Genomic DNA, 20,620 nt, shown 5'->3' on the forward strand with positions numbered 1-20,620 from the left:
TCGTTCGGTGGGATTCCGTTTCGCTGTCCGGGTCAAACCCGGTGCGCGCAAGGACCGGATCGGCGGCCGATGGGGTGAGAACGCTCTCATCGTTGCTGTCGCCGCACCCGCGGTCGAAGGCAAGGCCAACGAGCACCTGTGCGCCGTTCTGGCCAAGGCTTTCGGTGTGCGCAAGGCGGATGTGTCGCTTGTGGCAGGTGAACGAGGCCGGGACAAGGTTGTCGAGCTGTCGCCCGCACCAACCGGTGCCGCCGAACGGCTCAACGAGCTGCTGGACCTGAGCACTGTGGACAGATGAGACAATGCTCGGGTGAACGGGCTGACCCTCGCCCTGGGTATCGGGGCCGCCGTCGTGCTCGTGGCCGTGCTCGCGGTCCGGGTGTCGGTCCGGCTCGGCCTCCCGTCGTTGTTGGTGTACCTGGGCATCGGGGTCGCGATCGGCGAGGCGGGACTGGGCATCCGCTTCGACAACCCGCAGCTCACGCAGGCGTTGGGGCTCGCTGCGCTCGTCCTGATCCTGACCGAGGGCGGGCTGACCACGCGCTGGGCGGACGTCCGGCCGTCGCTCGGCATCGGCGTCGCACTGTCCACAGTGGCCGTAACGGTCAGTGTCGGGGTGACCGCGACGTGTTTGCACTTCTTCCTCGGCCTCGACTGGAAGCTGGCCGCGCTGTGGGGCGCGGTGCTCGCGTCGACCGACGCCGCCGCTGTCTTCAGCGTTCTCCGTGGCCTCGGGGTCAGCAAACGCGTGGTCGGCTCGCTCGAAATCGAGTCCGGCATCAACGACGCGCCCTCGTACATCGCGGTGGTGGTGCTGTCCACCTCGGTGACGATCGACTGGGTGTCCCCGCTGCTCGTCGTGTACGAACTCGCGGCGGGCGCGGTGATCGGCCTCGGCCTCGGCTGGCTCGGCGCACTCGCGCTGCGCCGGGTCGCCCTTCCCGCCACCGGCCTGTACCCGCTGGCCACGGTCGCGGTGTGCGTCGCCGCGTTCTCCACCGGCCAGCTGGCCCACGCCTCCGGCCTGCTGGCGACGTACGTCGCGGGCCTGGTCCTCGGCAACTCCCGGCTGCCGCACCGCGGCGACACGGTGTCGTTCGCCGAAGGCCTCGGCTGGCTGTCGCAGATCGGCCTGTTCGTCCTGCTCGGCCTGTTCGCCTCGCCCTCCCGTGTGCTCGACGCGGTCGTTCCCGGCGTCGTCGCGGCGGCGGTGCTGTTGTTGCTGGCCCGCCCGTTGTCGGTCTTCCTGGCGGCCCAGCCGTTCCGCGTCCCCTGGCGAGAACAGGTGTTCCTGTCCTGGGCCGGGTTACGCGGCGCGGTCCCGATCGTGCTCGCGATGATCCCGCTCAGCGAGGGCCTGCCGGGCGCCCGGCAGCTGGTCGACGCGGTGTTCGTGCTCGTGATCGTGCTGACCCTCGTGCAGGGCAGCACCCTGCCGCTGTTCGCCAGGATCCTCGGGCTGTCCAAGGGCGCGCAGTCCACGCAGGTCGAGGTCGACGCGGCCCCGCTGGACGAACTGGGCGCAGAGCTGCTCACGGTCAAGATCCCGAAGGGGTCCCGGATCCACGGCATCTACCTGACCGAGCTGCGCCTGCCGCCCGGAGCCACGGTCAGCCTGGTGACCCGCGACGGCGAGGCGTTCACCCCTGAGGCGACGACCCGCCTGCAGACCAACGACCAGATCCTCGTCGTCACCACGCAGAAGGCCCGCTCGGCCACCGAACGCCGCATCCGCGCGGTCGACCGCGCTGGTCGCTACGCCCGGTGGCGCGGAGAGCACGGCGACTGACGATCTTGTGGCATGCCGCACAATTCAGCGGGATGGATGTCGCGTCGGACGGGCTCCGTCCGCTATGTTCGAAGCGAAGGTCATGAGTGCCAGCGCGAAGCCCCGGCTTGCTGGCCGGCAACCCTCCTACCGCGGTGGGGTGCCCCGGGTGAGGACCAGGCCCGCCACAAGCCGTGGTTGGGCAAGCGCGGACCCTCGTGGGTCCCTGAGGCCCGGAGAAGCCAGCATGACGCTCGCACTGCCCAGCCAACGCCAGTCCGCCCCCCAGCACCTGGCACAGGACCACGTGCAGGTCCCGCCTGTGGTCAGCGCCAGTCTGACGGTCCCGCTCGCCACGGGTGAGCAGATCCAGTACGCCAACCTCGACCACGCCGCGAGCGCGCCTTGTCTGCGCAGCGTGCAGGACGCCGTCGACGAGCTGCTGCCCTGGTACGCCAGCGTGCACCGCGGCGCAGGGTTCGCCTCCCAGGTCTCCACCAAGGTCTACGAGCGCGCCCGCGGCGTGCTGCGCGAGTTCGTCGGCGCCCGCACCCGCGACACCGTCGTGTTCACCCGCAACTCCACGGACTCCCTCAACCTGCTGGCCCGGTCGCTGCCGAAGGCGACCTCGGTGGTGCTGTTCGACACCGAGCACCACGCCGCGCTGCTGCCGTGGCGCGGACCGTGGGTGCGCCGCGTCCAGACCCCGGCATCCGCCGGTGACGCGGTGATCGCGCTGGACGCGGCCCTGGCCGCGGCGCCCGTGGGCCCCCGTCTCGTCGTGATCACCGGAGCGTCCAATGTGACCGGTGAACTGTGGCCGGTCGAGGACCTGGCTGCCGTGGCGCACCGGCACGGCGCCCGGGTGGCGTTGGACGCGGCCCAGTTGGCGCCGCACCGCCCGATCGACATCAAGTCGTGGAACGTCGACTACGTGGTGCTGTCCGCGCACAAGCTCTACGCGCCGCTCGGTGCCGGTGTGCTGGTCGGCCGCGCCGACTGGCTGCAGGCGGCGGACCCGTACCTGGCGGGCGGCGGCGCGACCAAGCAGGTGGTCAACTGGGGTGACCGGCTGGGCGTCGCCTGGTCGGCGGTGCCGGAGCGGCACGAGGCCGGGTCCCCGAACGTCGTCGGTGTGCACGCCCTCGCCGTGGCCTGCAAGACCATCTCCGCGCGGTGGGCGGAGATCGAAGCGCACGAGATCGCCCTGCTGCACCGGCTGCGCACCGGCCTGCGTGACGTGCCGGGCCTCGCGGAGCTCAGCATCTTCGACGGCCCGAGGGTCGGCGTCGTCAGCTTCACGATCGCCGGTCACGACGCGGGCCTGATCGCGGCGGCGCTGTCGGCCGAGTACGGCATCGGCGTGCGGGACGGCGCGTTCTGCGCCCACATCGCCACCCGTCGCCTGCTGGGCAAGGTCGGCTCGACGGAGCAGCGCGCCCTGCGCGCCAGCATCGGCCTGGGCACCACGGCCGAACACGTGGACCGGCTCGTGCACGCGCTGCGCACGCTCGTCACCAACGGTCCGGCGCTGAACTACGTCCTCGAAGACGGTCGTTGGGTGCCGGAGGCCGACACCAGGCAGCTGCCGTCCTTCCTGACGGACTGATTCTCCGACAAACTGGTCGACCATCGTCGATACTGCCAACCATGAACTACCCGGGCCATGGTTGGCCGCAGCAGCCGTACGGCGGCTACGCCCCGCGTCCGAACACAGCGCCCGCCTACATCGCGGCCGCGTTGTTCGTGGTGTGCGGTGTGTTCTCGCTCGTGATCTCGATCCTGTCGATCAGCCGCTCGACGAGAACCGTGGAGATGTTCATCGCGGTTCCCGGAATGGCGTTCTCGGAGGACATCACCGGCAACGGTGACTTCGGCTACTCGACCGGGATCTCGGTCGGGTGCACGTTCACGGTCCTCGGACTGCTGCTGGCGTTCCGGCTCGCGTTCGTCCGCTGGCTGCTCGTGGCGCTCGGTGGTCTCGTGGCCGCGTACTACGTCTACGCGGTCATCAAGGTGCTCGCCGACGGCGGCGGGGAGTTCGTCGCGGCCTTGGCACTGGCGTTGGTGCTGTGGTTGATCACCGAGGTCGCCGTGCTTCTTCCACCTGTCGGGCAAGCGATGCGCGGCCGTCCGCACTAGACATACCCTGAGCCGGTGGCACAGTCGGATGTGGACTTCACCGCGCGGGCACCGCACCCCGCGCTACGCCACCTTGTCCGGCGCTACATCGGGTACACGCAGCACGACGTCAGCCTGCCCGTGCACCGCGGCCTGCCGTCGGGAACGGTCACGTTGATCATCAGCCTGGCCGAGCCGGTCAGGGTGGTCGGCGGCCGGTCAAGCCAGGCCCTGGTCGGCGGGCTGCACCTGGAGCCGACGCTGATCCGGCAGGACCCCTTCCAGCAGGGGATCCACATCGAACTGAACCCGGTCGGCCTGCGCGCGCTGCTCGGGATACCAGCGACCGAGCTGACCTCGGACGTGGTCGACCTGGCCGACCTGCCGGTGCGCTGGGCGGCCTCGCTGCCGGACCGGCTGACCTCGGCGCCGACGTGGGACGCCCGGTTCACGCTGCTCGACGCCGAACTCACCGGTGCGCTGCGCCCGGTCAACCTGGTGGCCGAGGTGCAGTGGGCGTGGCGGCGGATGGTGACCGGGCGCGGCGCGCAGCCCGTCACCGACCTGGCGGACGAGGTCGGCTGGAGCAGACGGCACTTCACGTCCCGCTTCGCCGGTGAAGTGGGGCTCGGGCCGAAGCAGATGTCCCGGCTGATCCGGTTCGAGCACAGCGCGTCGCTGCTGCGGGCGGGCCGGTCGCTGGCCGACGCCGCCATCGTGGCGGGTTACTACGACCAGGCGCACATGACGAACGAGTGGCGCGAGTTCGCGGGATGCACCCCGGCGACCTGGGTCCGCGAGGAGGTCCCGTTTCTCCAAGACCTGGACGAGGGAGACCCGGCACAGTCGTCCCATGACTGAGACCACTAATCCCGGTGTCTGGGCCTGCCTGATCTACTCCGACGCCGAGGCCGCCAGGGTGTTCATGACCGACGTGCTCGGCTTCACCGAGACCACGACCGTCCGTGACGACAAGGACCCGTCCCGGATCGTGCACGCCGAGGTGAAGTGGCCCGAAGGCGGCGGCGTCATGTACGGATCCAGCGGCAACCAGCCCGACTACCCGCAGCCCGTTCCCGGCAGGCAGTGGGTGTACGTCTGCACCGCTGACGTCGGTGCCGTCCACCGCCGTGTCGTCGACGCGGGCGGCAAGGTGATCACCGAGCCGCAGGACACCGACTACGGCTCGCGCAACGTGGCCGTCGCCGATCCGGAGGGCAACGTCTGGACCTTCGGCACCTATCCGGGCGCCTGACCACACCCGGTGCCGGAGCGCCGTGGACAATGGCGTGGTGAGTACCGAAAGCGAACCGGAGGAGACAAGGCCGCCGCGCAAGGCCGCGTTCCTGCTGGGCACGGCCGTTGTGTTCTTCGCGCTCGACCTGGTGACCAAGGTCGTCGCGCTGGCGCAACTGGAGGGCAAGGAGCCCGTCCGCGCCCTCGGCGGGCTGGTCTACCTGCAGATCGTTCGCAATCCGGGTGCCGCGTTCTCCATCGCGACCGGGATGACGTGGGTGCTCGCGCTCGTGGCCATCGGCGTCGTCGTCGCGATCATCTGGGTGCTGCCGAAGCTGCGGTCCACCGGGTGGGCCATCGGGCTTGGCCTGGTGCTCGCCGGTGCCGTCGGCAACCTGGTGGACCGGTTCTTCCGCGCCCCGGGGCCGCTGCGCGGGCACGTGGTGGACTTCCTGTCGCTGTTCGCGCCGAACGGCGAGGTCTGGCCGGTCTTCAACGTGGCGGACTCCAGCATCGTCGTCGGCGGGATCCTGATCGTCGTGTTGTCCCTGTTCGGTCACGAGTACGACGGCCGCCGTTCCCGCGACAAGGAGGCCGCGTCCAGTGAGTGACCTGCGAACCCTTCCCGTCCCCGACGGGCTGGACGGCATGCGCGTGGACGCCGGGCTGTCCAAACTGCTCGGCCTGTCCAGGACCGCCGTCGCCGCGATCGCGGAGGCGGGCGACGTCGTGATCGACGGGCGGCCCGCGGGCAAGTCCGACCGGCTGATGGCGGGCTCGATGCTCGAGGTGACGCTGCCCGCGCCCGAACGCCCGGTGCAGGTGATCCCGGTGCCCGTGGACGGGCTGCGGGTCATCTTCGAGGACGACGACATCGTCGTGGTGGACAAGCCGGTCGGCGTCGCCGCGCACCCCAGCCCCGGCTGGACCGGGCCGACCGTGATCGGCGGGCTCGCCGCCGCGGGCGTGCGGGTGTCCACATCGGGCTCGGAGGAACGGCAGGGCGTGGTGCACCGGCTCGACGTCGGCACCACCGGCGTGATGGTCGTGGCCAAGAGCGAACACGCCTACACCGTGCTCAAACGTGCGTTCAAGGAACGGACGGTCGACAAGACCTACCACGCCATCGTGCAGGGCCACCCCGACCCGATGGTCGGCACGATCGACGCGCCGATCGACCGCCACCCCAAGCACGACTACAAGTTCGCCGTGGTGGCGTCCGGCAAGCCGAGCGTCACCCACTACGAGGTGCTGGAGGCGTTCCGGGCCGCGTCGCTGGTCGAGGTGAAGCTGGAGACCGGCCGGACACACCAGATCCGCGTGCACTTCTCGGCACTGCGCCACCCGTGCGTCGGGGACCTGACCTACGGCGCCGACCCGGCATTGGCCAAGCGGCTCGGCATCACCCGGCAATGGCTGCACGCCAGGGCACTGGCGTTCGACCACCCGGCGGACGGCCGCTGGGTGGAGTTCACCAGCGACTACCCGGACGACCTGGCCACCGCGCTCGAAGGCCTCCGCACCGCCTCCTGAATTTTCGTGCAACCAATGTGGCCTTCGTTGCCAAATGTGCAACGAAGGCCACATTGGTTGCACAAAAAGTGCAGGTGTTAGAGGACGACTTCCCAGGTCAGGGCGCGTGAGGTGTCGTCGGGGCGGGCGGTCCAGCGGATCGACGTGATCTCGGTGTGCTCGGGCAGCACGTAGACCGCGTGGCCGCCCGCTGTCTCTCCTGGCGCCACACCGATCCGGTGCGGCGGCCTGGAGGACAGCGACACCGGCGCCTTCGACACCGCCTGCCCGTCCTTGGTCATCAGGACCAGGTAGAGGTCCGGCAACGAGTTGAACGCCTGGTTGCCCCGGTTGACCATCTCGGTGTGCACGACGACCGAGCGTTCCCCCTCCTGCAGCCGGTAACCGGCCGCGGTGAACAGGAAGTCCGCCGGGTCGACCAGTTCGACCAGTTGGATCGCCAGGTGCTCGCCTTCGAGACCCTCGGTTTCCAGCGTCTCGCCGACTTTCCCCGTCCGTGTCGTCGGGGCGCGTTGCGGCTGGTGGGCCGGCTGGGGCGGGGCTTGGACGCCCGGTTGGTCCCCGCGGGCCCAGCCTGCCGTCTGCGGCGGCCCCCAGGTGCTCATCACCGGGTCGGGGGGCGGCGGCGGTGGCTGGACGGGAATGGGCTGGCTCGGTGGCTGCGGTGGGCCCTGGTAGCGGCCCGACGGCGTGCCGTGCACCTGGTAGGCGCCGGACGGCGTGGACTGGTAGGGCCCGGGCGGCGGCGGCGGTGGTGGGTAGACGCCCGACGGGGTGCCCATCACCGGGTGGGGCTGTGGCTGGGGATACGCGTTGGCGCCGGACGGCGGGCCCATCGGATAGCCGTGGCCGCTGGGGGGCGGCGGGTACGCACCAGGCTGAGGCACATTCTGGGGCCCGCTCTGCGGGTAGGAACTGGCTGGGTACACGCCGGAAGGCGTTCCCTGTACCGGGTGGTAACCCGGCGGCGGCGAGGCCGACGCGAGCAGGGCGCGTATCTTGCCCGGGTCGCATTCCACGCCGACCACCAGCGGCAAACCGTTGGCCGACAGTGCGACAAGCCGGGACGCCGCCTCCCTGGGATCCATCCCCAACCGGGCGGCGACCTCGTGCACGGCGGCCCTGCCCATCTCGGCGAGCAGGGTCAGCAGGCGCATGTCCACGGGATCGGGGGTCACCACGGCACGAAACGCTACCCCGTCGAACTGATCAGTGCGTGCACCGCCATATCCGTCTCGCCCGAACGGCTGGTCGCCTCTCTTGTCATCGATCACCCGGTGAGGAGAGGATACGGCCACCCAACCGCCAGTGGGTTCGGTGAAGTTTCCACTTGGGAGGCGCGACGATGCGACTGAGGCCCATGCTGTCCCTGCTGGTCGTGGTGCCGCTGCTGGCAGCGGGCTGCGTCGGCAAACCCGCCGAGCAGAACACCGGCCAGAACGCCGACGCCAAGGAGTTCACCCTCGTCATCGGGGCGAACGCGCTGGCAGGTGGCAAGAACGCGAACACAGCCAAGTGGACCGCCGAGTACGTCATCCCGAAGTTCGTCGAGGCGCAGAAAGCCAAGGGCGTCAACGCCACGGTGCGGTTCGAGGGCAACGGCGCCGACGACAAGGACTACAAGACCAAGGTCGCGCTGGACGCCAAGACCGGTGGCGGCGCCGACGTGCTGGAGATCGACGGCATCTGGCTCGGCGAGTTCGCACAGGCCGGGCAGGCCAAGCCGCTCGCCGATCTGGTCGGGCAGGACAAAGTGGACGCGTGGGACGGCTGGTCGAAGATCCCGGAGGCGGTCGCCGCGCTCGGCGACTTCGACGGCAGGCGCTACGGCGTCCCGGTCGGCACGGACGGCCGCGTCCTGTACTTCAACAAGAAGCTGTTCGCGCAGGCCGGGCTGCCCGCCGACTGGCAGCCGCGCAGCTGGGAGGACGTGCTGCAGGCCGGGCGGAAACTCACGGCCGTCGCCGGAATCGTGCCCATCCAGCTCAACGCGGGCACGGCGATGACCGAGGCGACGACCATGCAGGGTGTGCTGCCGTTGCTCGCGGGAACCGGGAAACCCGTGTACGACAACGGCAAATGGCAAGGTGCGACGCAGAACGTCAAGGACGTGCTCGGGCTGTACCAGAAGGTCTACTCCGGTGGCCTCGGCGACCCGCTGCTGCAGCAGGAGGCCAAGGGCCGCGACAAGTCCTTCGCCCAGTTCGCCGACAACAAGATCGGCATCCTGCTGGAGAGCGACTACTTCTGGCGCTCGGTGATCAACCCGGCCAACGGGGTGGCCAGGATGACCGACCGCGACACCGCCGTCGGCTGGGCCAAGGTTCCGGCGCAGCGCGCCGGGTCCGGCGTCGGCGGCCAGGACTTCGTGAGCATGTCCGGCGGTTCGGTCCGCGTGGTCAACCCGAACACCAAGTACCCGCGGCAGGCGTGGGAACTGCTGCAGTTCATGAACTCCTTCGACGCCACCAGGGCAAGGGTGGCCGACACACCGCAGATCACCGTGCGCAGCGACGTCAACGACGAGGTGCTCAAGGGCGACCCGATGCTGACGTACGTGGCCAAGGAAGTCCTGCCGATCACCCGGTACCGGCCGGGGCTCGCCCAGTACACCCAGGTCTCCGCGGCGTTGCAGCAGGCGACGGCCGACGTGGTCGCGGGCAAGAGCCCCGACGACGCGGCCGCGGCCTACCAGCAGGCGGTGGTCAAGGCCGTCGGCGAGGCCGGCGTTGCGGGCAACTGACTCGGCGGGCCTCGGCCGGGGCAGGGCACTGGCGTTCGTCGCGCCCGCGCTGGTGCTGATCGGGATCTTCCTGGTCTTCCCCGCGCTCTGGAGCATCTACATCGGACTGACCGACTACGCGCTCACCGGCCCGTCGTCGGTGAACCCGCGACTGGTCGGCACCGGCAACATCACAGGGGCGCTGAGCGACCCGCTGTTCGGCAACTCGCTGTGGCTGACGCTGCTGTTCGTGTTCGGCTCGGCCTTGATCGGCCAGAACGTCCTCGGCTTCACGCTGGCGTGGTCCCTGCGTGGCGCACGCCGCGGGCTGCGCCGCCTGGTCGAAGGACTGGTGCTGCTGGCGTGGATCCTGCCGAGCACAGTCGTGGCCTACCTGTGGGTCGCCGTGCTGGACAGGGACGGCGGCACCCTCAACGCCCTGTTGAACACGCCGGGCACGGCATGGCTCGTGCAGTACCCCATGGCGAGCCTGATCGTGTTCAACCTGTGGCGCGGCACGGCGTTCTCGATGCTGCTGTACAGCTCCGCGCTCAACGTCGTGCCGCCGTCCCAGCTCGAGACAGCGAGGATGGTCGGGGCGGGCAGGTTCAGCACGCTGAAGGACGTCGTGTTCCCGCACATCCGCGGCCACGTGCTGACCAACACCCTGCTGATCTCGTTGTGGACGGCGAACGACTTCACGCCGTTCCTGCTGACGTCGGGCGGCCCCGACCACAGGTCGGAGACACTGCCGGTGTTCATCTACCAGCAGGCGCTCGGTTCGGGAGCGCTGGGCTACGCGTCGGCGATCTCGTTGCTGCTGCTGCTCGTGAACCTGGTGATCGCCTTGGTGTACCTGCGGTTGCTGCGGAGGCGTGGATGACGACCACTCTGGTGTTGCGGCGGATCGGCTACAGCGCGTTCTTCGCGGTGATCCTCGCCTTCTTCGCGATCCCGATGCTGTGGCTGGCGAGTGCGCCGTTCGACAGCAGACCGGGCCTCGGCCTGCGCTGGCCGGACTGGACACTCGACAACGTGGCGGCCACCTTCGACCACCCCTACGCACTGACCTCGCTGGTCAACTCGTTGGTGTTGTGCGGATTGGCGATGGTCGTCACGACCGTCCTCGCGGCGTGCGCGGCGTATGCGTTGTCCCGCGTTCGGATTCCGGGCAGAGATGTCCTGTTGTACGTGCTGCTGTTGTTGTCGAGCGTGGTCACCGGGACAGCGGCGATGGTACCGATCTTCGTGATGATGTACCAGCTGGGCCTGATCAACTCGCAGTACGGGACGGCACTGGTGATAGCGGGCGGGATGCTCCCTGCGGCGATCTTCATCCTGAAGGACTTCGTCGACGCCGTCCCGCGCTCGTACGAGGAATCGGCGCGCGTCTTCGGAGCGTCGCCCCGCCAGATCCTGCTGCACGTCGTCCTGCCGATCGCGCGACCGGGGATCGCGACGATCGTGGTGTGGTCGTTCGTGCAGGCGTGGGGGAACTTCCTGCTGCCGTTCCTGCTGCTCAGAGACATCACCAGCCAACCCGCCGCGGTGCTGATGCGCACCCTGTACGACGAGGGCGGCAGCGCGAACCTGACCGTGATCCCGGTCTTCTCGCTGCTGTACTCCATCCCGGTCGTCGTGCTGTACCTGTTCGTGAGCAGACGATACGGCTTCCGGTTCCACGGAGGGATCAAGAGCTGATGGCCCAGATCAAGACGGCCGGACTGTCCACTGTGTACCCGAACGGTGTGCGAGCGGTGGACGCGCTGGACCTGGAAATAGCCGACGGCGAGTTCTTCGCCCTCCTCGGACCCTCCGGCTGCGGGAAGACGACCTTGCTGCGCACCATCGCGGGCCTGGAACAAGCCAGCGAGGGAACGGTGACAATAGGCGACAAGGACATGACCGCGACAGACCCGGGCCGCCGCAAGGTGGCGATGGTGTTCCAGGACTACGCCTTGTTCCCGCACATGACAGTGGCGGAGAACATCGCGTACCCGCTGAAGGTCCGCCGCCACCCCAAGCCCCGTCAGCGGGAGGTGGCGGAACGAACAGCGGCCAGTCTGAGTCTCGGCGGCCTGCTGGAACGCCGACCAGGACAGCTGTCGGGCGGGCAGCAGCAGAGAGTGGCGCTGGCCAGAGCGGTGGCGGTCGACGCGGACGTCCTGCTGCTCGACGAGCCCCTGTCCAACCTGGACGCGAGACTGCGCCTGGAAGCGAGGACGTTCCTCAAGCGCCTGCAGAAGGAACTGGGAATCACCACGGTCTTCGTCACCCACGACCAAGCCGAGGCACTGGCGCTGGCCGACCGGATAGCGGTGATGGAATCCGGCCGGATCCGCCAGCTGGGCACCCCGAGAGAGGTGTTCGGCCGCCCGGCGGACACCTTCGTGGCCAACTTCATCGGCTCGACCCCGATGAACCTCCTGGACGGCACGGTCACCGACCGCGGCCTGGCGGTCGCGGGCGCCATACTGCCGTCACCCACTGACCTGCCGGACAACACGATGGTGACCGTCGGTGTACGCCCCGAGTACCTGGCGCTCGAACCAGGCGGGCAGGGCATCACCGGAACGGTGTCCACGGTCGAGAACCTCGGCGTGAGCTCGTTGGTGACGCTGGAATGCCCGGACGGCAGCCTCCTGGGCCTGACAGTCCGTGAGCAACACGAGCCCGCGATCGGTTCGGAAGTGACCGCGGCACCCGACCCCGGCCGCGTCCTGCTCTACGACAAGGAGTCCGGCGCCCTTCTCTCGTCATGAACGCGTCCTTGAAGGAACGAGTTCGCCTACCGCCGAGGACTTCGTAACCAGGTCGGTGGTGTGTGCCTCAGCCGTTGAACCCGGCGAAGATCTTGGAGAACTCGTACGGCGACTGGGCCACATTGGTGCACCGGTAGAGCGCCCCGTTGCAGGCGTTCGCATCCCGGCCCTGCTCCCAGGTGGAGAGCATGCCGAGGTGGACCGACGAGGCGAAGCTGACCAACGCCCGAGCGTCCTTCTGCAGGAAGATCTCGTTGCGGGAGTCGTTGACGCCGAGCATCGGCGTGACCCCGATCTTCTTCCAGGCGGCGGCGTCGTCGGAGATGCCCAGGACCGTCTTCATCTGTGCCTGGGTCGCCTTGGCGGCTGCTATGGCTTTGGCTCCCTGGTCCGCGGGGCCCTGGTAGTAGTCCATCGCCATGATGTTGACGAGATCCAGGTTCACCCCGGCGTTCTTGGCCTGCTGGACGACGTTGACGCCGTCGGCGGTCAACCCGGTCGGCAGGACGGGCAGCGTGAGCGAGATCTTCAGGCCAGGGTTCTTGTCCTGGAGGATCTTCAGTGCCTGGGACCGCCGCGCGATGGTGGCCGGGTCGGCGACGGCGGACCCCTCGATGTCGAAGTCCACGTACTTCAACGCGTAAGCCTTGACCACGGCGTCGTACTCGGCGGCGAGGGCAGCCGGAGTCATGCAGTAGTAGGCCAACTCGATCCCGGACGCGCCACCGAAGGAGATCTTCACGTCCCCGCCAGCCGCGCGGAGCTTGTCGATCTCGTCGCGCTGCCAGCCCGTGTGCGGGTCGTAGGCGGCGAACCAGCTCGCCTTGCAGCCGTTCGACGTGACGAAGCCGAGGGTGAAGCTCTTGACGTTGCCTTGTTTGGCCATTGTGGACAGTACGGGCGTCGGCCACGCGCCCATGTCGACGTAGGGCGCGACCGGGATCGCTGTCGCCGTCGTTGTCGCTGTCGCTGTGGTTTCGGCGTGCCCGGTCTGGACCGGGAACAGCGCGGCGGCCACGACCACCGCGGTCATGATCTTGCGCATGATGGAACCTCCGCGTGCAGGGTGTGCGGAACCTCATCAATTGGTATAGACCATCGCGGTCGGAATAGCCAGGTCCCTAGGTACTTCGCATCGCGGGGTGGTTCGGGTCGTCGATCCTGACCGCCACGTCCGCGGTGGTCAACGGGTCGGCTTCGGTGTCGTACCTGGCGAGAACGGGCAGGCTCCACGCGTCACCCGGCTCGGTCCGCCTGGCGAGCGCCCCGGCCGACAGCCAGAGGTGGACCGTCACGTCGAACGGCAACCCACGACCCAGCAACAGTTCCCCGTCGATGACCACCACGCCCTCCGGTGGCAACGCAACGTAGTCGGCGCGGGTGGCGCGATCGGTCCGCGCGTTCCACAATGACGGCAGGACTTTGTCGCCTGTCAGCACTTCGCGGCGCAGCGCGCCTTCGTCCAGCCAGGACGAGTAACGCGACTCCTCGTCGGTCTTGCCCTGCTCGAACCGCAGCGACGCGGGCCGGAGGAAATCCTCCGCACGCACCCGGACCACCGACCGGCCGAGCACCCGCAGCGGGTCGACCAGCGCGTCGGCGAGCTCACCGGGCCGGGCGGCCGCCGCGCCGTCGATCGCCACCCGGACCTGGCCGGGTACAGCGGTTATGCGTGAGACGACGTGGTCGACAAGTGCGGCGTAGGTCACTGGTCGGAATCGCATGGCACTCAAGATTGTCACACCCGTCATGTTCGACCGGGGTGGTGCCGTCGGTTACACCGAGGAGACGTTTAGGGTGATGGATCGTGGCCGCTGACTCCTTCACTCACCTTCATGTGCACACCGAGTACTCGATGCTCGACGGAGCGGCGAAGCTGAAGGACATGTTCGCCCAGTGCGAGGCACTGGGCATGACGTCCGTGGCGATCACCGACCACGGCCACATGAACGGTGTCTACGACTTCTTCAAGCAGGCCACGGCCGCGGGCATCAAGCCCATCCTCGGCATCGAGGCCTACCTCGCCCCCGGATCGCGGCACGTGAAGGACCGCATCCGGTGGGGCGATCCGTCGCAGAAGTCCGACGACGTCTCGGCCAGCGGCGCCTACACCCACCAGACGATCTGGGCGAAGAACGACACCGGCCTGCGCAACCTGATGCGCGCCGCCAGCCTCGCCTCGATGGAGGGCCAACTGGGCAAGTGGCCGCGGATGGACAGGGAGCTCCTGGCGAGCCTGTCCGACGGCCTGATGGCCACGACGGGGTGCCCGTCCGGCGAGGTCCAGACCAGGCTGCGCCTCGGCCACTTCGACGAGGCCGTGAAGGCCGCGGGTGAGTGGCAGGACATCTACGGCAAGGACAATTTCTACGTCGAGCTGATGAACCACGGCATCGACATCGAGCTCAAGGTCCGCAACGAGCTGCTCGACGTGGCCAAGAAGGTCGGCATCCCGTTCGTGGTCACCAACGACTCGCACTACACGTACGAGCACGAACGTGACGCCCACGACGCGCTGCTCTGCGTGCAGACCGGCAAGACGATGCAGGACCCGACCAGGTTCAAGTTCGACGGCTCCGGTTACTACCTGAAGTCACCGGAGGAGATGCGCGCGATCGACTCGTCCGACGCCTGGCAGGAGGGGTGCCGCAACACCCTGCTGATCGCCGAGAAGGTCTCGACGGAAGGCATGTTCACCTCCCGCAACCTGATGCCGAAGTTCCCCATCCCCGAGGGGATGACCGAGGGCGAGTACTTCAAGCAGCAGGTGTGGGAGGGCATGCACCGCCGCTTCCCGGACGGCATCGACGACCTGCACAAGCAGCAGGTCGAGTTCGAGATCGGCGTCATCCTGCAGATGGGCTTCCCGGCCTACTTCCTCGTGGTCGCGGACCTGATCAACTGGGCCAAGTCCAACGGCATCCGCGTCGGCCCCGGCCGTGGCTCTGCCGCAGGCGCGCTGATCGCGTACGCGATGGGCATCACGGACCTCGACCCGCTCGCCCACGGGCTGATCTTCGAGCGGTTCCTCAACCCGGACCGCGTGTCCCCGCCTGACATCGACATCGACTTCGACGAGCGCCGTCGCGGTGACGTCATCCGGTACACCACGGAGCGGTGGGGCGAGGACAAGGTCGCCCAGGTGATCACGTTCGGCACGATCAAGGCCAAGGCTGCGATCAAGGACGCCGCCCGTGTGCTGTTCGGCCAGCCCGGCTACGCGGTGGCCGACCGGATCGCCAAGGCGTACCCGCCCGCCGTGATGGCCAAGGACATCCCCCTGTCGGGCATCCACGACCCGCAGCACAAGCGGTACAAGGAAGCCACCGAGATCCGGGCGCTCTACGACCAGGACCCGCAGGTCAAGCAGATCATCGACACCGGAAAGGGCCTGGAGGGCCTGATCCGCAACGCCGGTGTGCACGCCTGTGCGGTGATCCTGAGCGCCGAGCCGCTGCTGGACGTGATCCCGCTGTGGAAGCGCCCGCAGGACGGGTCGATCATCACCCAGTTCGACTACCCGACGTGCGAGTCGCTCGGTCTGCTGAAGATGGACTTCCTTGGCCTGCGCAACCTGACGGTCATCGACGACTGCCTGCGCAACATGGAGCTCAACGGCAAACAGCCGGTCGACCTGCAGACCCTCGCACTGGACGACAAGGCCACGTACGAGCTGCTCTCCCGGGGGGACACGCTCGGCGTGTTCCAGCTCGATGGTGGCCCCATGCGAGACCTGTTGCGTCTGATGCGACCCGACAACTTCGAGGACATCTCGGCCGTCGGCGCGCTGTACCGCCCCGGCCCGATGGGTGCGAAATCGCACACCAACTACGCGCTGCGCAAGAACAAGCAGCAGGAGATCACGCCGATCCACCCGGCACTGGCCAAGGACCTCGAGGACATCCTGGGCACGACGTACGGCCTGATCGTCTACCAGGAGCAGGTCATGGCGATCGCCCAGAAGCTCGCCGGGTACACGCTCGGACAAGCAGACCTGCTCCGCCGCGCCATGGGCAAGAAGAAGAAGGAGATCCTGGACAAGGAGTACGCCGGGTTCGAGAAGGGCATGCTGGACAACGGCTACCCGAAGGACGCGGTCAAGACCCTCTGGGAGATCCTGGTCCCGTTCGCCGACTACGCGTTCAACAAGGCCCACTCGGCCGCGTACGGCCTGGTGTCGTACTGGACGGCGTACCTCAAGGCGAACTACCCCGCCGAGTACATGGCCGGCCTGCTCACCTCGGTGCGCGACGACAAGGACAAAGCAGCCATCTACCTGGCCGAATGCCGCAAGATGGGCATCACGGTGCTGCCGCCGGACGTCAACGAGTCGGCGCGCGACTTCGCGCCGGTCGGCGAGGACATCCGCTTCGGCCTCGGCGCGATCCGCAACGTCGGCGCGAACGTGGTCGAATCGATCATCAAGGCCCGCGAGGAGAAGGGCGCGTTCGTCGACTTCTCCGACTTCCTGCGCAAGGTCGACGCGCAGGCGTGCAACAAGAAGGTCGTCGAATCGCTGATCAAGGCAGGCGCGTTCGACTCGCTCAAGCACCCCCGCAAGGGCCTGTTCCTCGTGCACACCGACGCCATCGACGCGGTCATGGACACCAAGCGCGCCGAGGCCGTCGGCCAGTTCGACCTGTTCGGCGGCGGTGACTCGACCGACGACGACGTGGCGTCGGTGTTCGACGTGAAGGTCCCCGAGGACGCGTGGGAGACCAAGCACCAGTTGGCGCTCGAGCGGGAGATGCTGGGCCTGTACGTGTCCGGGCACCCGCTCGACGGCGTCGAGCACATCCTGTCCGCGCAGTCCGACACGCCGATCGCGGCGATCCTGGAAGGCACCGTCAACGACGGCGCCCAGGTGACCATCGGCGGCATCCTCGCCTCGGTGACGCGGCGCGTGAACAAGAACGGTGAGCCGTGGGCCTCCGCCCAGCTGGAGGACCTGGCCGGTGGCATCGAGGCCCTGTTCTTCCCGAAGACCTACTCGGTGATCGGGATGAGCGTGGTCGAGGACGCGATCGTGCTGGTCAAGGCCAGGGTGGCCAAGCGCGACGACCGGATCTCGCTGATCGCCAACGACCTGGTCGTGCCGGACCTGGAAGCGATGGCGGGCAGTCAGCCGTTCCGCGTCAGCATGCCCGCGTCGAAGTGCACGCCGGACATCGTCGCCCAGCTGAAGGAAGCCCTGTCGACGCACCCCGGCACCACCGAGGTGCACCTGCGGCTGATCAACGGTTCACGCAAAACGCTGCTGAAGCTCGACGACACCCTGCGGGTCAACCCGAACCCGGCGCTGATGGGCGACCTCAAGGCGTTGCTCGGGCCTGCCTGCATGGCTTGATCGCCCCGGCCTGGCCCGCCAGCGTCAACTGGTGGCGGGCCATGGCCGCGACCGGGGTGTGTGAGTTGGACAGCAGCGCTTCGTAGTCCCCGGCCAGCATGCCGACTTCGTCCCTTGTCGGGGCGAGTGCCTTGTGCACCTGCAGGAAGCCGTTGAGGTCCGCTGCCCTGCCGCCCCGGCGCAGCCGGTACAGGCAGCCTTCGAGCATCATCGTCCGGTCCAGCGCCGGGTCGGCCGCCAGCTTCTCCGGCCAGCCGCCGTCTTCCAGCAGCGGGCCGACACCGTCTACTTCGAACAGCCTGCGGGCCAGTGCCGAGCGGCCGGTGTCGGCGTGGCCGGTGGCGATCCACGAGTACACCAGGCCGTCGGTGGCCAGCGGGGCGATACCGGTGTGGGCCGCGAGGCTGGTGACCAACTGACGAAGATCGGTGTCCAACCGGTCGGACGGCAGCCGCAGCGCCAACCGGTCGACCAGGTCCGGCAGCCACGACACCCGCCGGTCCCGCAGGACCGCCACGACCAGGTCGATCACGTCCGTGCCTGTTTCGTCCTCGCGCAGGCCGTTGCGGGCGATCCACACGGCCACACTTGACGCAGTCGGTAGCAGAGCCGCGCCCGCGACCGTGAGCGCGCACAGCCGTGGACCCCAGTACCTGTTGCTCACGAACGTGCCGGTCCGCAGCTCTTTCTCGTACGCCCGCAGCGGCTCGACCAGCGATTTCCGGGCGGCGGCCGTCAGGTCGCGCGTCAGGCGCACGACGTTGTCGGGGTCCCCGGCGTCGATGATCGGGTGCAGAGCGGTCCACTCGGTCATGGCGTCTGACGGTAGCTTGCCCGCACGATCGGCTGACGACCTGGCCAGACGCGGGTATGTGGCCTAATAGGTCCCAAGATGCGACCAATTGGCACTAGTGTCGGTCCGTGGACGTCGCCGAGCTGATCGCGTTGGACCGCGCGCACGTCTGGCATCCGTATGGTCCGATGCCGGGCACCAGGGATCCGTACGTCGTGGAATCCGCGTCGGGGGTCCGACTGCACTTGACCGACGGCCGTGACCTGGTCGACGGCATGTCCTCGTGGTGGGCGGCCATCCACGGTTACCGGCACCCGCGGCTGGACCAGGCCATGGCCGACCAGGCCGGTCGGATGAGCCACGTGATGTTCGGCGGGCTGACCCACGAGCCCGCCGTGCGCCTGGCGGCCAAGCTCGTGCAGATCACGCCGACCCCGTTGCAGCACGTGTTCCTCTGCGATTCCGGCTCGGTGTCGGTGGAAGTCGCCGTGAAGATGTGCCTGCAGTACTGGCGTTCCATCGGCCGCCCGGAGAAACGCCGCCTGTTGACGTGGCGCGGTGGCTACCACGGTGACACGTTCCACCCGATGAGCGTCTGCGACCCGGACGGCGGGATGCACTCGCTGTGGCGTGGCGTCCTGCCGGAGCAGATCTTCGCGCCGACGCCGCCTGCGGGGTCCGACGCGGGTGTCGACCACGAGTACGTCGCCACCCTCGCGGACCTGATCGAGCAGAACGCCGACGAGCTGGCGGCCGTGATCGTCGAGCCGCTGGTCCAGGGCGCGGGCGGGATGCGGTTCCACGACCCGCGCTACCTGCACGTCCTGCGTGAGCTGACGCTCGCCAACGACGTCCTGCTGATCTTCGACGAGATCGCGACCGGCTTCGGCCGCACCGGCACCCTGTTCGCGGCCGACCACGCGGCGGTCAGCCCGGACGTGATGTGCCTGGGCAAGGCGCTGACCGGCGGCTACGTGTCGATGGCCGCGACGCTGTGCACCGCCCAGATCGCCGACGGGATCTCGCAGGGCGACCTGCCCGTGCTCGCGCACGGCCCGACCTTCATGGGCAACCCGCTGTCGGCGGCGATCGCCAACGCCTCGATCGACCTGCTGCTGGAGGGCGACTGGTCCGACGCGATCAGACGGATCGAGCACGCCCTGGTCACCGGCCTCGAACCGGCGCTCGACCTGCCCGGTGTGCTCGACGTGCGGGTGCTCGGTGCGATCGGGGTGGTCCAGCTCGACCACCAGGTCGACATCACCGCGGCGACGAAGGCGACTGTCGAGGAAGGCGTGTGGCTGCGGCCGTTCCGCGATCTGATCTACACCATGCCGCCGTACATCACGTGCGACGAGGATCTGGCGCTGATCACGAAGGCTCTCTGTGCGGCAGTGGCTGTGGGTTGACGCAGCGAGGCCTGGTCCTGCGCTGAAATGACAACGCTGTCACCGCAGCCGCGACACCAAAGCCGCCGAAGCCCAACGCGCCCACAGCGACCACCCAAACTGGCAACTCACTGTGCACAGCACCGGTGAGTGCCAGTAGAACCCACCCCATCCCGACGACGCCGTACGGACCGAGCAACGCGGCCAGCCAGGCCGGCGCCAACAGAAGCCAGCGAGGAACCACCTGCCCCCACTGGCTCACCAGCGCCCACAGCAGGACCATGCCCATCAGCGCCGCGAGCGACGTGCCGTCGATCCCGTACCGCCCAAGGAAGCCGTACAACCCGTCGCTGGTGGTGAGGTCTGGCCCGGCCATGCCGTCGATGCGCAACCCGATCGCCCACAACACTTTCATCACCACGTAGGGCACGAACGCGACGGCTCCGGCGATGGCGGTACGCCGCACCCCTTTCGATACAGGGGGCGGCGGGGGCTCATTCGCGTCGTGCACCTGAGCACAGCGTGGGCACAGACCGTGCGCACGGCGGCGTGCCGCGACCGCTGTGGCCGTGAACAGGATCCCGCCAAGCAGGCACAGGGCTTGCCTAGCCGCGCCGGTCCAGCTGTCGACCGTGCCGGTGAGCGCGAACGCGACGACGGTCAGCACCGTGAACACCCCGCCTGCCAACGCGAACGCGGCCACGGCGAACGCGCCCAGCCATGCCGCCGCGGGTGGTTTCGGCCGGGTGCACGCCACTGCCACAAGGAATCCGACCAGACCTCCGGCGGCGATCAGCCAGCCCGCGGTCGTCGTGCCGCCCGCAATCCGGTACGCCCCAAGCCCGGCCGCCGCCGCGGCCCACCCGGCCGCCGCGTGCGCCGACCACCGGGGCCAGCTTCTTCCAGTCATACGAACAGGTTGCCGCGCGGTAGGGTCCCCCCGACTCACA

At 68.6% G+C, this 20,620-nt stretch carries 19 protein-coding genes and 1 riboswitch; of the genes, 14 read left to right on the top strand and 5 right to left on the bottom strand.

All coding sequences use genetic code 11. From position 1 onward, the window contains the following. The first annotated feature begins 7 nt into the window (after window positions 1–7). The 8 genes from ALI144C_RS49010 (at window position 8) to ALI144C_RS49045 (ending at window position 6,658) form a co-directional block, all read left to right on the top strand. Window positions 8–298, top strand: a complete 291-nt coding sequence (locus tag ALI144C_RS49010; protein WP_076994150.1) for a DUF167 domain-containing protein — start codon at window positions 8–10, stop codon at window positions 296–298. 12 nt (window positions 299–310) lie between these two features. Continuing rightward, on the top strand, window positions 311–1,789 hold the full coding sequence (locus tag ALI144C_RS49015; protein WP_076994151.1) for a potassium/proton antiporter: 1,479 nt from the start codon (window positions 311–313) through the stop codon (window positions 1,787–1,789). Window positions 1,790–1,867: 78 nt separating this feature from the next. Further along, window positions 1,868–1,983, top strand: a riboswitch (SAM riboswitch). A gap of 32 nt (window positions 1,984–2,015) precedes the next feature. Beyond that, complete coding sequence (locus ALI144C_RS49020; protein WP_076994152.1) at window positions 2,016–3,377, top strand: aminotransferase class V-fold PLP-dependent enzyme; 1,362 nt, start codon at window positions 2,016–2,018, stop codon at window positions 3,375–3,377. Between the two features lie 41 nt (window positions 3,378–3,418). Continuing rightward, the gene (locus tag ALI144C_RS49025) at window positions 3,419–3,910 is read left to right on the top strand and encodes a hypothetical protein (protein WP_076994153.1); all 492 of its coding nucleotides are present in this window, start codon (window positions 3,419–3,421) and stop codon (window positions 3,908–3,910) included. 15 nt (window positions 3,911–3,925) lie between these two features. Continuing rightward, on the top strand, window positions 3,926–4,750 hold the full coding sequence (locus ALI144C_RS49030; RefSeq protein ID WP_237774674.1) for a helix-turn-helix domain-containing protein: 825 nt from the start codon (window positions 3,926–3,928) through the stop codon (window positions 4,748–4,750). After that, window positions 4,743–5,144, top strand: a complete 402-nt coding sequence (locus ALI144C_RS49035; protein WP_076994154.1) for a VOC family protein — start codon at window positions 4,743–4,745, stop codon at window positions 5,142–5,144. The genes ALI144C_RS49030 and ALI144C_RS49035 overlap by 8 nt, the downstream gene beginning before the upstream one ends. 37 nt (window positions 5,145–5,181) lie before the next feature. Next, window positions 5,182–5,736 carry a signal peptidase II gene (gene lspA, locus ALI144C_RS49040; RefSeq protein WP_076994838.1) on the top strand — a complete coding sequence of 185 codons (555 nt, stop codon included), beginning with the start codon at window positions 5,182–5,184 and terminating at the stop codon, window positions 5,734–5,736. Between the two features lie 37 nt (window positions 5,737–5,773). Then, a complete protein-coding gene (locus ALI144C_RS49045) occupies window positions 5,774–6,658 on the top strand; it encodes an RluA family pseudouridine synthase (protein ID WP_076994839.1) in 885 nt (294 codons plus the stop codon). Window positions 6,659–6,735: 77 nt separating this feature from the next. Here ALI144C_RS49045 and ALI144C_RS49050 read toward each other — a convergent pair whose 3' ends face one another. Beyond that, on the bottom strand, window positions 6,736–7,839 hold the full coding sequence (locus ALI144C_RS49050) for an AsnC family protein (protein ID WP_143231370.1): 1,104 nt from the start codon (window positions 7,837–7,839) through the stop codon (window positions 6,736–6,738). A gap of 164 nt (window positions 7,840–8,003) precedes the next feature. On the opposite strand from ALI144C_RS49050, the gene ALI144C_RS49055 reads away from it, so the two are divergent. From ALI144C_RS49055 to ALI144C_RS49070, 4 genes are read left to right on the top strand one after another with little or no spacing between them, the layout of a single operon-like run. After that, window positions 8,004–9,401 (top strand): extracellular solute-binding protein, encoded by a 1,398-nt coding sequence (locus ALI144C_RS49055; RefSeq protein ID WP_076994155.1) that lies wholly within the window; start codon window positions 8,004–8,006, stop codon window positions 9,399–9,401. After that, window positions 9,388–10,263 (top strand): carbohydrate ABC transporter permease, encoded by an 876-nt coding sequence (locus ALI144C_RS49060; RefSeq protein ID WP_076994156.1) that lies wholly within the window; start codon window positions 9,388–9,390, stop codon window positions 10,261–10,263. Before ALI144C_RS49055 ends, ALI144C_RS49060 begins: the two co-directional genes overlap by 14 nt. Next, complete coding sequence (locus tag ALI144C_RS49065) at window positions 10,260–11,081, top strand: carbohydrate ABC transporter permease (protein ID WP_076994157.1); 822 nt, start codon at window positions 10,260–10,262, stop codon at window positions 11,079–11,081. Before ALI144C_RS49060 ends, ALI144C_RS49065 begins: the two co-directional genes overlap by 4 nt. Next, window positions 11,081–12,142: an ABC transporter ATP-binding protein gene (locus ALI144C_RS49070; RefSeq protein WP_076994158.1), complete on the top strand. Its 1,062-nt coding sequence runs from the start codon at window positions 11,081–11,083 to the stop codon at window positions 12,140–12,142. The genes ALI144C_RS49065 and ALI144C_RS49070 overlap by 1 nt, the downstream gene beginning before the upstream one ends. A gap of 67 nt (window positions 12,143–12,209) precedes the next feature. On the opposite strand, the gene ALI144C_RS49075 is transcribed toward ALI144C_RS49070, so the two are convergent. Then, the gene (locus ALI144C_RS49075; RefSeq protein ID WP_076994159.1) at window positions 12,210–13,187 is read right to left on the bottom strand and encodes a chitinase; all 978 of its coding nucleotides are present in this window, start codon (window positions 13,185–13,187) and stop codon (window positions 12,210–12,212) included. Window positions 13,188–13,263: 76 nt separating this feature from the next. After that, on the bottom strand, window positions 13,264–13,866 hold the full coding sequence (locus ALI144C_RS49080) for a uridine kinase (RefSeq protein WP_076994160.1): 603 nt from the start codon (window positions 13,864–13,866) through the stop codon (window positions 13,264–13,266). Between the two features lie 83 nt (window positions 13,867–13,949). On the opposite strand from ALI144C_RS49080, the gene dnaE reads away from it, so the two are divergent. Beyond that, the gene (gene dnaE, locus ALI144C_RS49085) at window positions 13,950–17,489 is read left to right on the top strand and encodes a DNA polymerase III subunit alpha (protein ID WP_202819231.1); all 3,540 of its coding nucleotides are present in this window, start codon (window positions 13,950–13,952) and stop codon (window positions 17,487–17,489) included. Here dnaE and ALI144C_RS49090 read toward each other — a convergent pair. Then, window positions 17,455–18,303 (bottom strand): hypothetical protein, encoded by an 849-nt coding sequence (locus ALI144C_RS49090; RefSeq protein ID WP_076994162.1) that lies wholly within the window; start codon window positions 18,301–18,303, stop codon window positions 17,455–17,457. The genes dnaE and ALI144C_RS49090 overlap by 35 nt on opposite strands. 167 nt (window positions 18,304–18,470) lie before the next feature. On the opposite strand from ALI144C_RS49090, the gene ALI144C_RS49095 reads away from it, so the two are divergent. Continuing rightward, complete coding sequence (locus tag ALI144C_RS49095) at window positions 18,471–19,691, top strand: adenosylmethionine--8-amino-7-oxononanoate transaminase (RefSeq protein WP_441297624.1); 1,221 nt, start codon at window positions 18,471–18,473, stop codon at window positions 19,689–19,691. Here the strand turns inward: ALI144C_RS49095 and ALI144C_RS49100 are convergent. Further along, the gene (locus ALI144C_RS49100; protein ID WP_076994164.1) at window positions 19,654–20,580 is read right to left on the bottom strand and encodes a hypothetical protein; all 927 of its coding nucleotides are present in this window, start codon (window positions 20,578–20,580) and stop codon (window positions 19,654–19,656) included. The genes ALI144C_RS49095 and ALI144C_RS49100 overlap by 38 nt on opposite strands. Between the last annotated feature and the right edge of the window lie 40 nt (window positions 20,581–20,620).

Origin of the sequence: Actinosynnema sp. ALI-1.44 (assembly GCF_001984155.1) — a bacterium.
GTDB lineage: Bacteria > Actinomycetota > Actinomycetes > Mycobacteriales > Pseudonocardiaceae > Kibdelosporangium.

What these genes read in the sequence shown, in the direction of transcription:
- ALI144C_RS49075 (WP_076994159.1), bottom strand. Translation starts at nt 13,187, where the DNA reads ATGCGCAAGATCATGACCGCGGTGGTCGTGGCCGCCGCGCTGTTCCCG.
- ALI144C_RS49045 (WP_076994839.1), top strand. Translation starts at nt 5,774, where the DNA reads ATGCGCGTGGACGCCGGGCTGTCCAAACTGCTCGGCCTGTCCAGGACC.
- ALI144C_RS49020 (WP_076994152.1), top strand. Translation starts at nt 2,016, where the DNA reads ATGACGCTCGCACTGCCCAGCCAACGCCAGTCCGCCCCCCAGCACCTG.
- ALI144C_RS49095 (WP_441297624.1), top strand. Translation starts at nt 18,471, where the DNA reads ATGCCGGGCACCAGGGATCCGTACGTCGTGGAATCCGCGTCGGGGGTC.
- ALI144C_RS49025 (WP_076994153.1), top strand. Translation starts at nt 3,419, where the DNA reads ATGAACTACCCGGGCCATGGTTGGCCGCAGCAGCCGTACGGCGGCTAC.
- ALI144C_RS49080 (WP_076994160.1), bottom strand. Translation starts at nt 13,866, where the DNA reads ATGCGATTCCGACCAGTGACCTACGCCGCACTTGTCGACCACGTCGTC.
- ALI144C_RS49035 (WP_076994154.1), top strand. Translation starts at nt 4,743, where the DNA reads ATGACTGAGACCACTAATCCCGGTGTCTGGGCCTGCCTGATCTACTCC.
- ALI144C_RS49090 (WP_076994162.1), bottom strand. Translation starts at nt 18,303, where the DNA reads ATGACCGAGTGGACCGCTCTGCACCCGATCATCGACGCCGGGGACCCC.
- ALI144C_RS49070 (WP_076994158.1), top strand. Translation starts at nt 11,081, where the DNA reads ATGGCCCAGATCAAGACGGCCGGACTGTCCACTGTGTACCCGAACGGT.
- ALI144C_RS49055 (WP_076994155.1), top strand. Translation starts at nt 8,004, where the DNA reads ATGCGACTGAGGCCCATGCTGTCCCTGCTGGTCGTGGTGCCGCTGCTG.
- ALI144C_RS49065 (WP_076994157.1), top strand. Translation starts at nt 10,260, where the DNA reads ATGACGACCACTCTGGTGTTGCGGCGGATCGGCTACAGCGCGTTCTTC.
- ALI144C_RS49100 (WP_076994164.1), bottom strand. Translation starts at nt 20,580, where the DNA reads ATGACTGGAAGAAGCTGGCCCCGGTGGTCGGCGCACGCGGCGGCCGGG.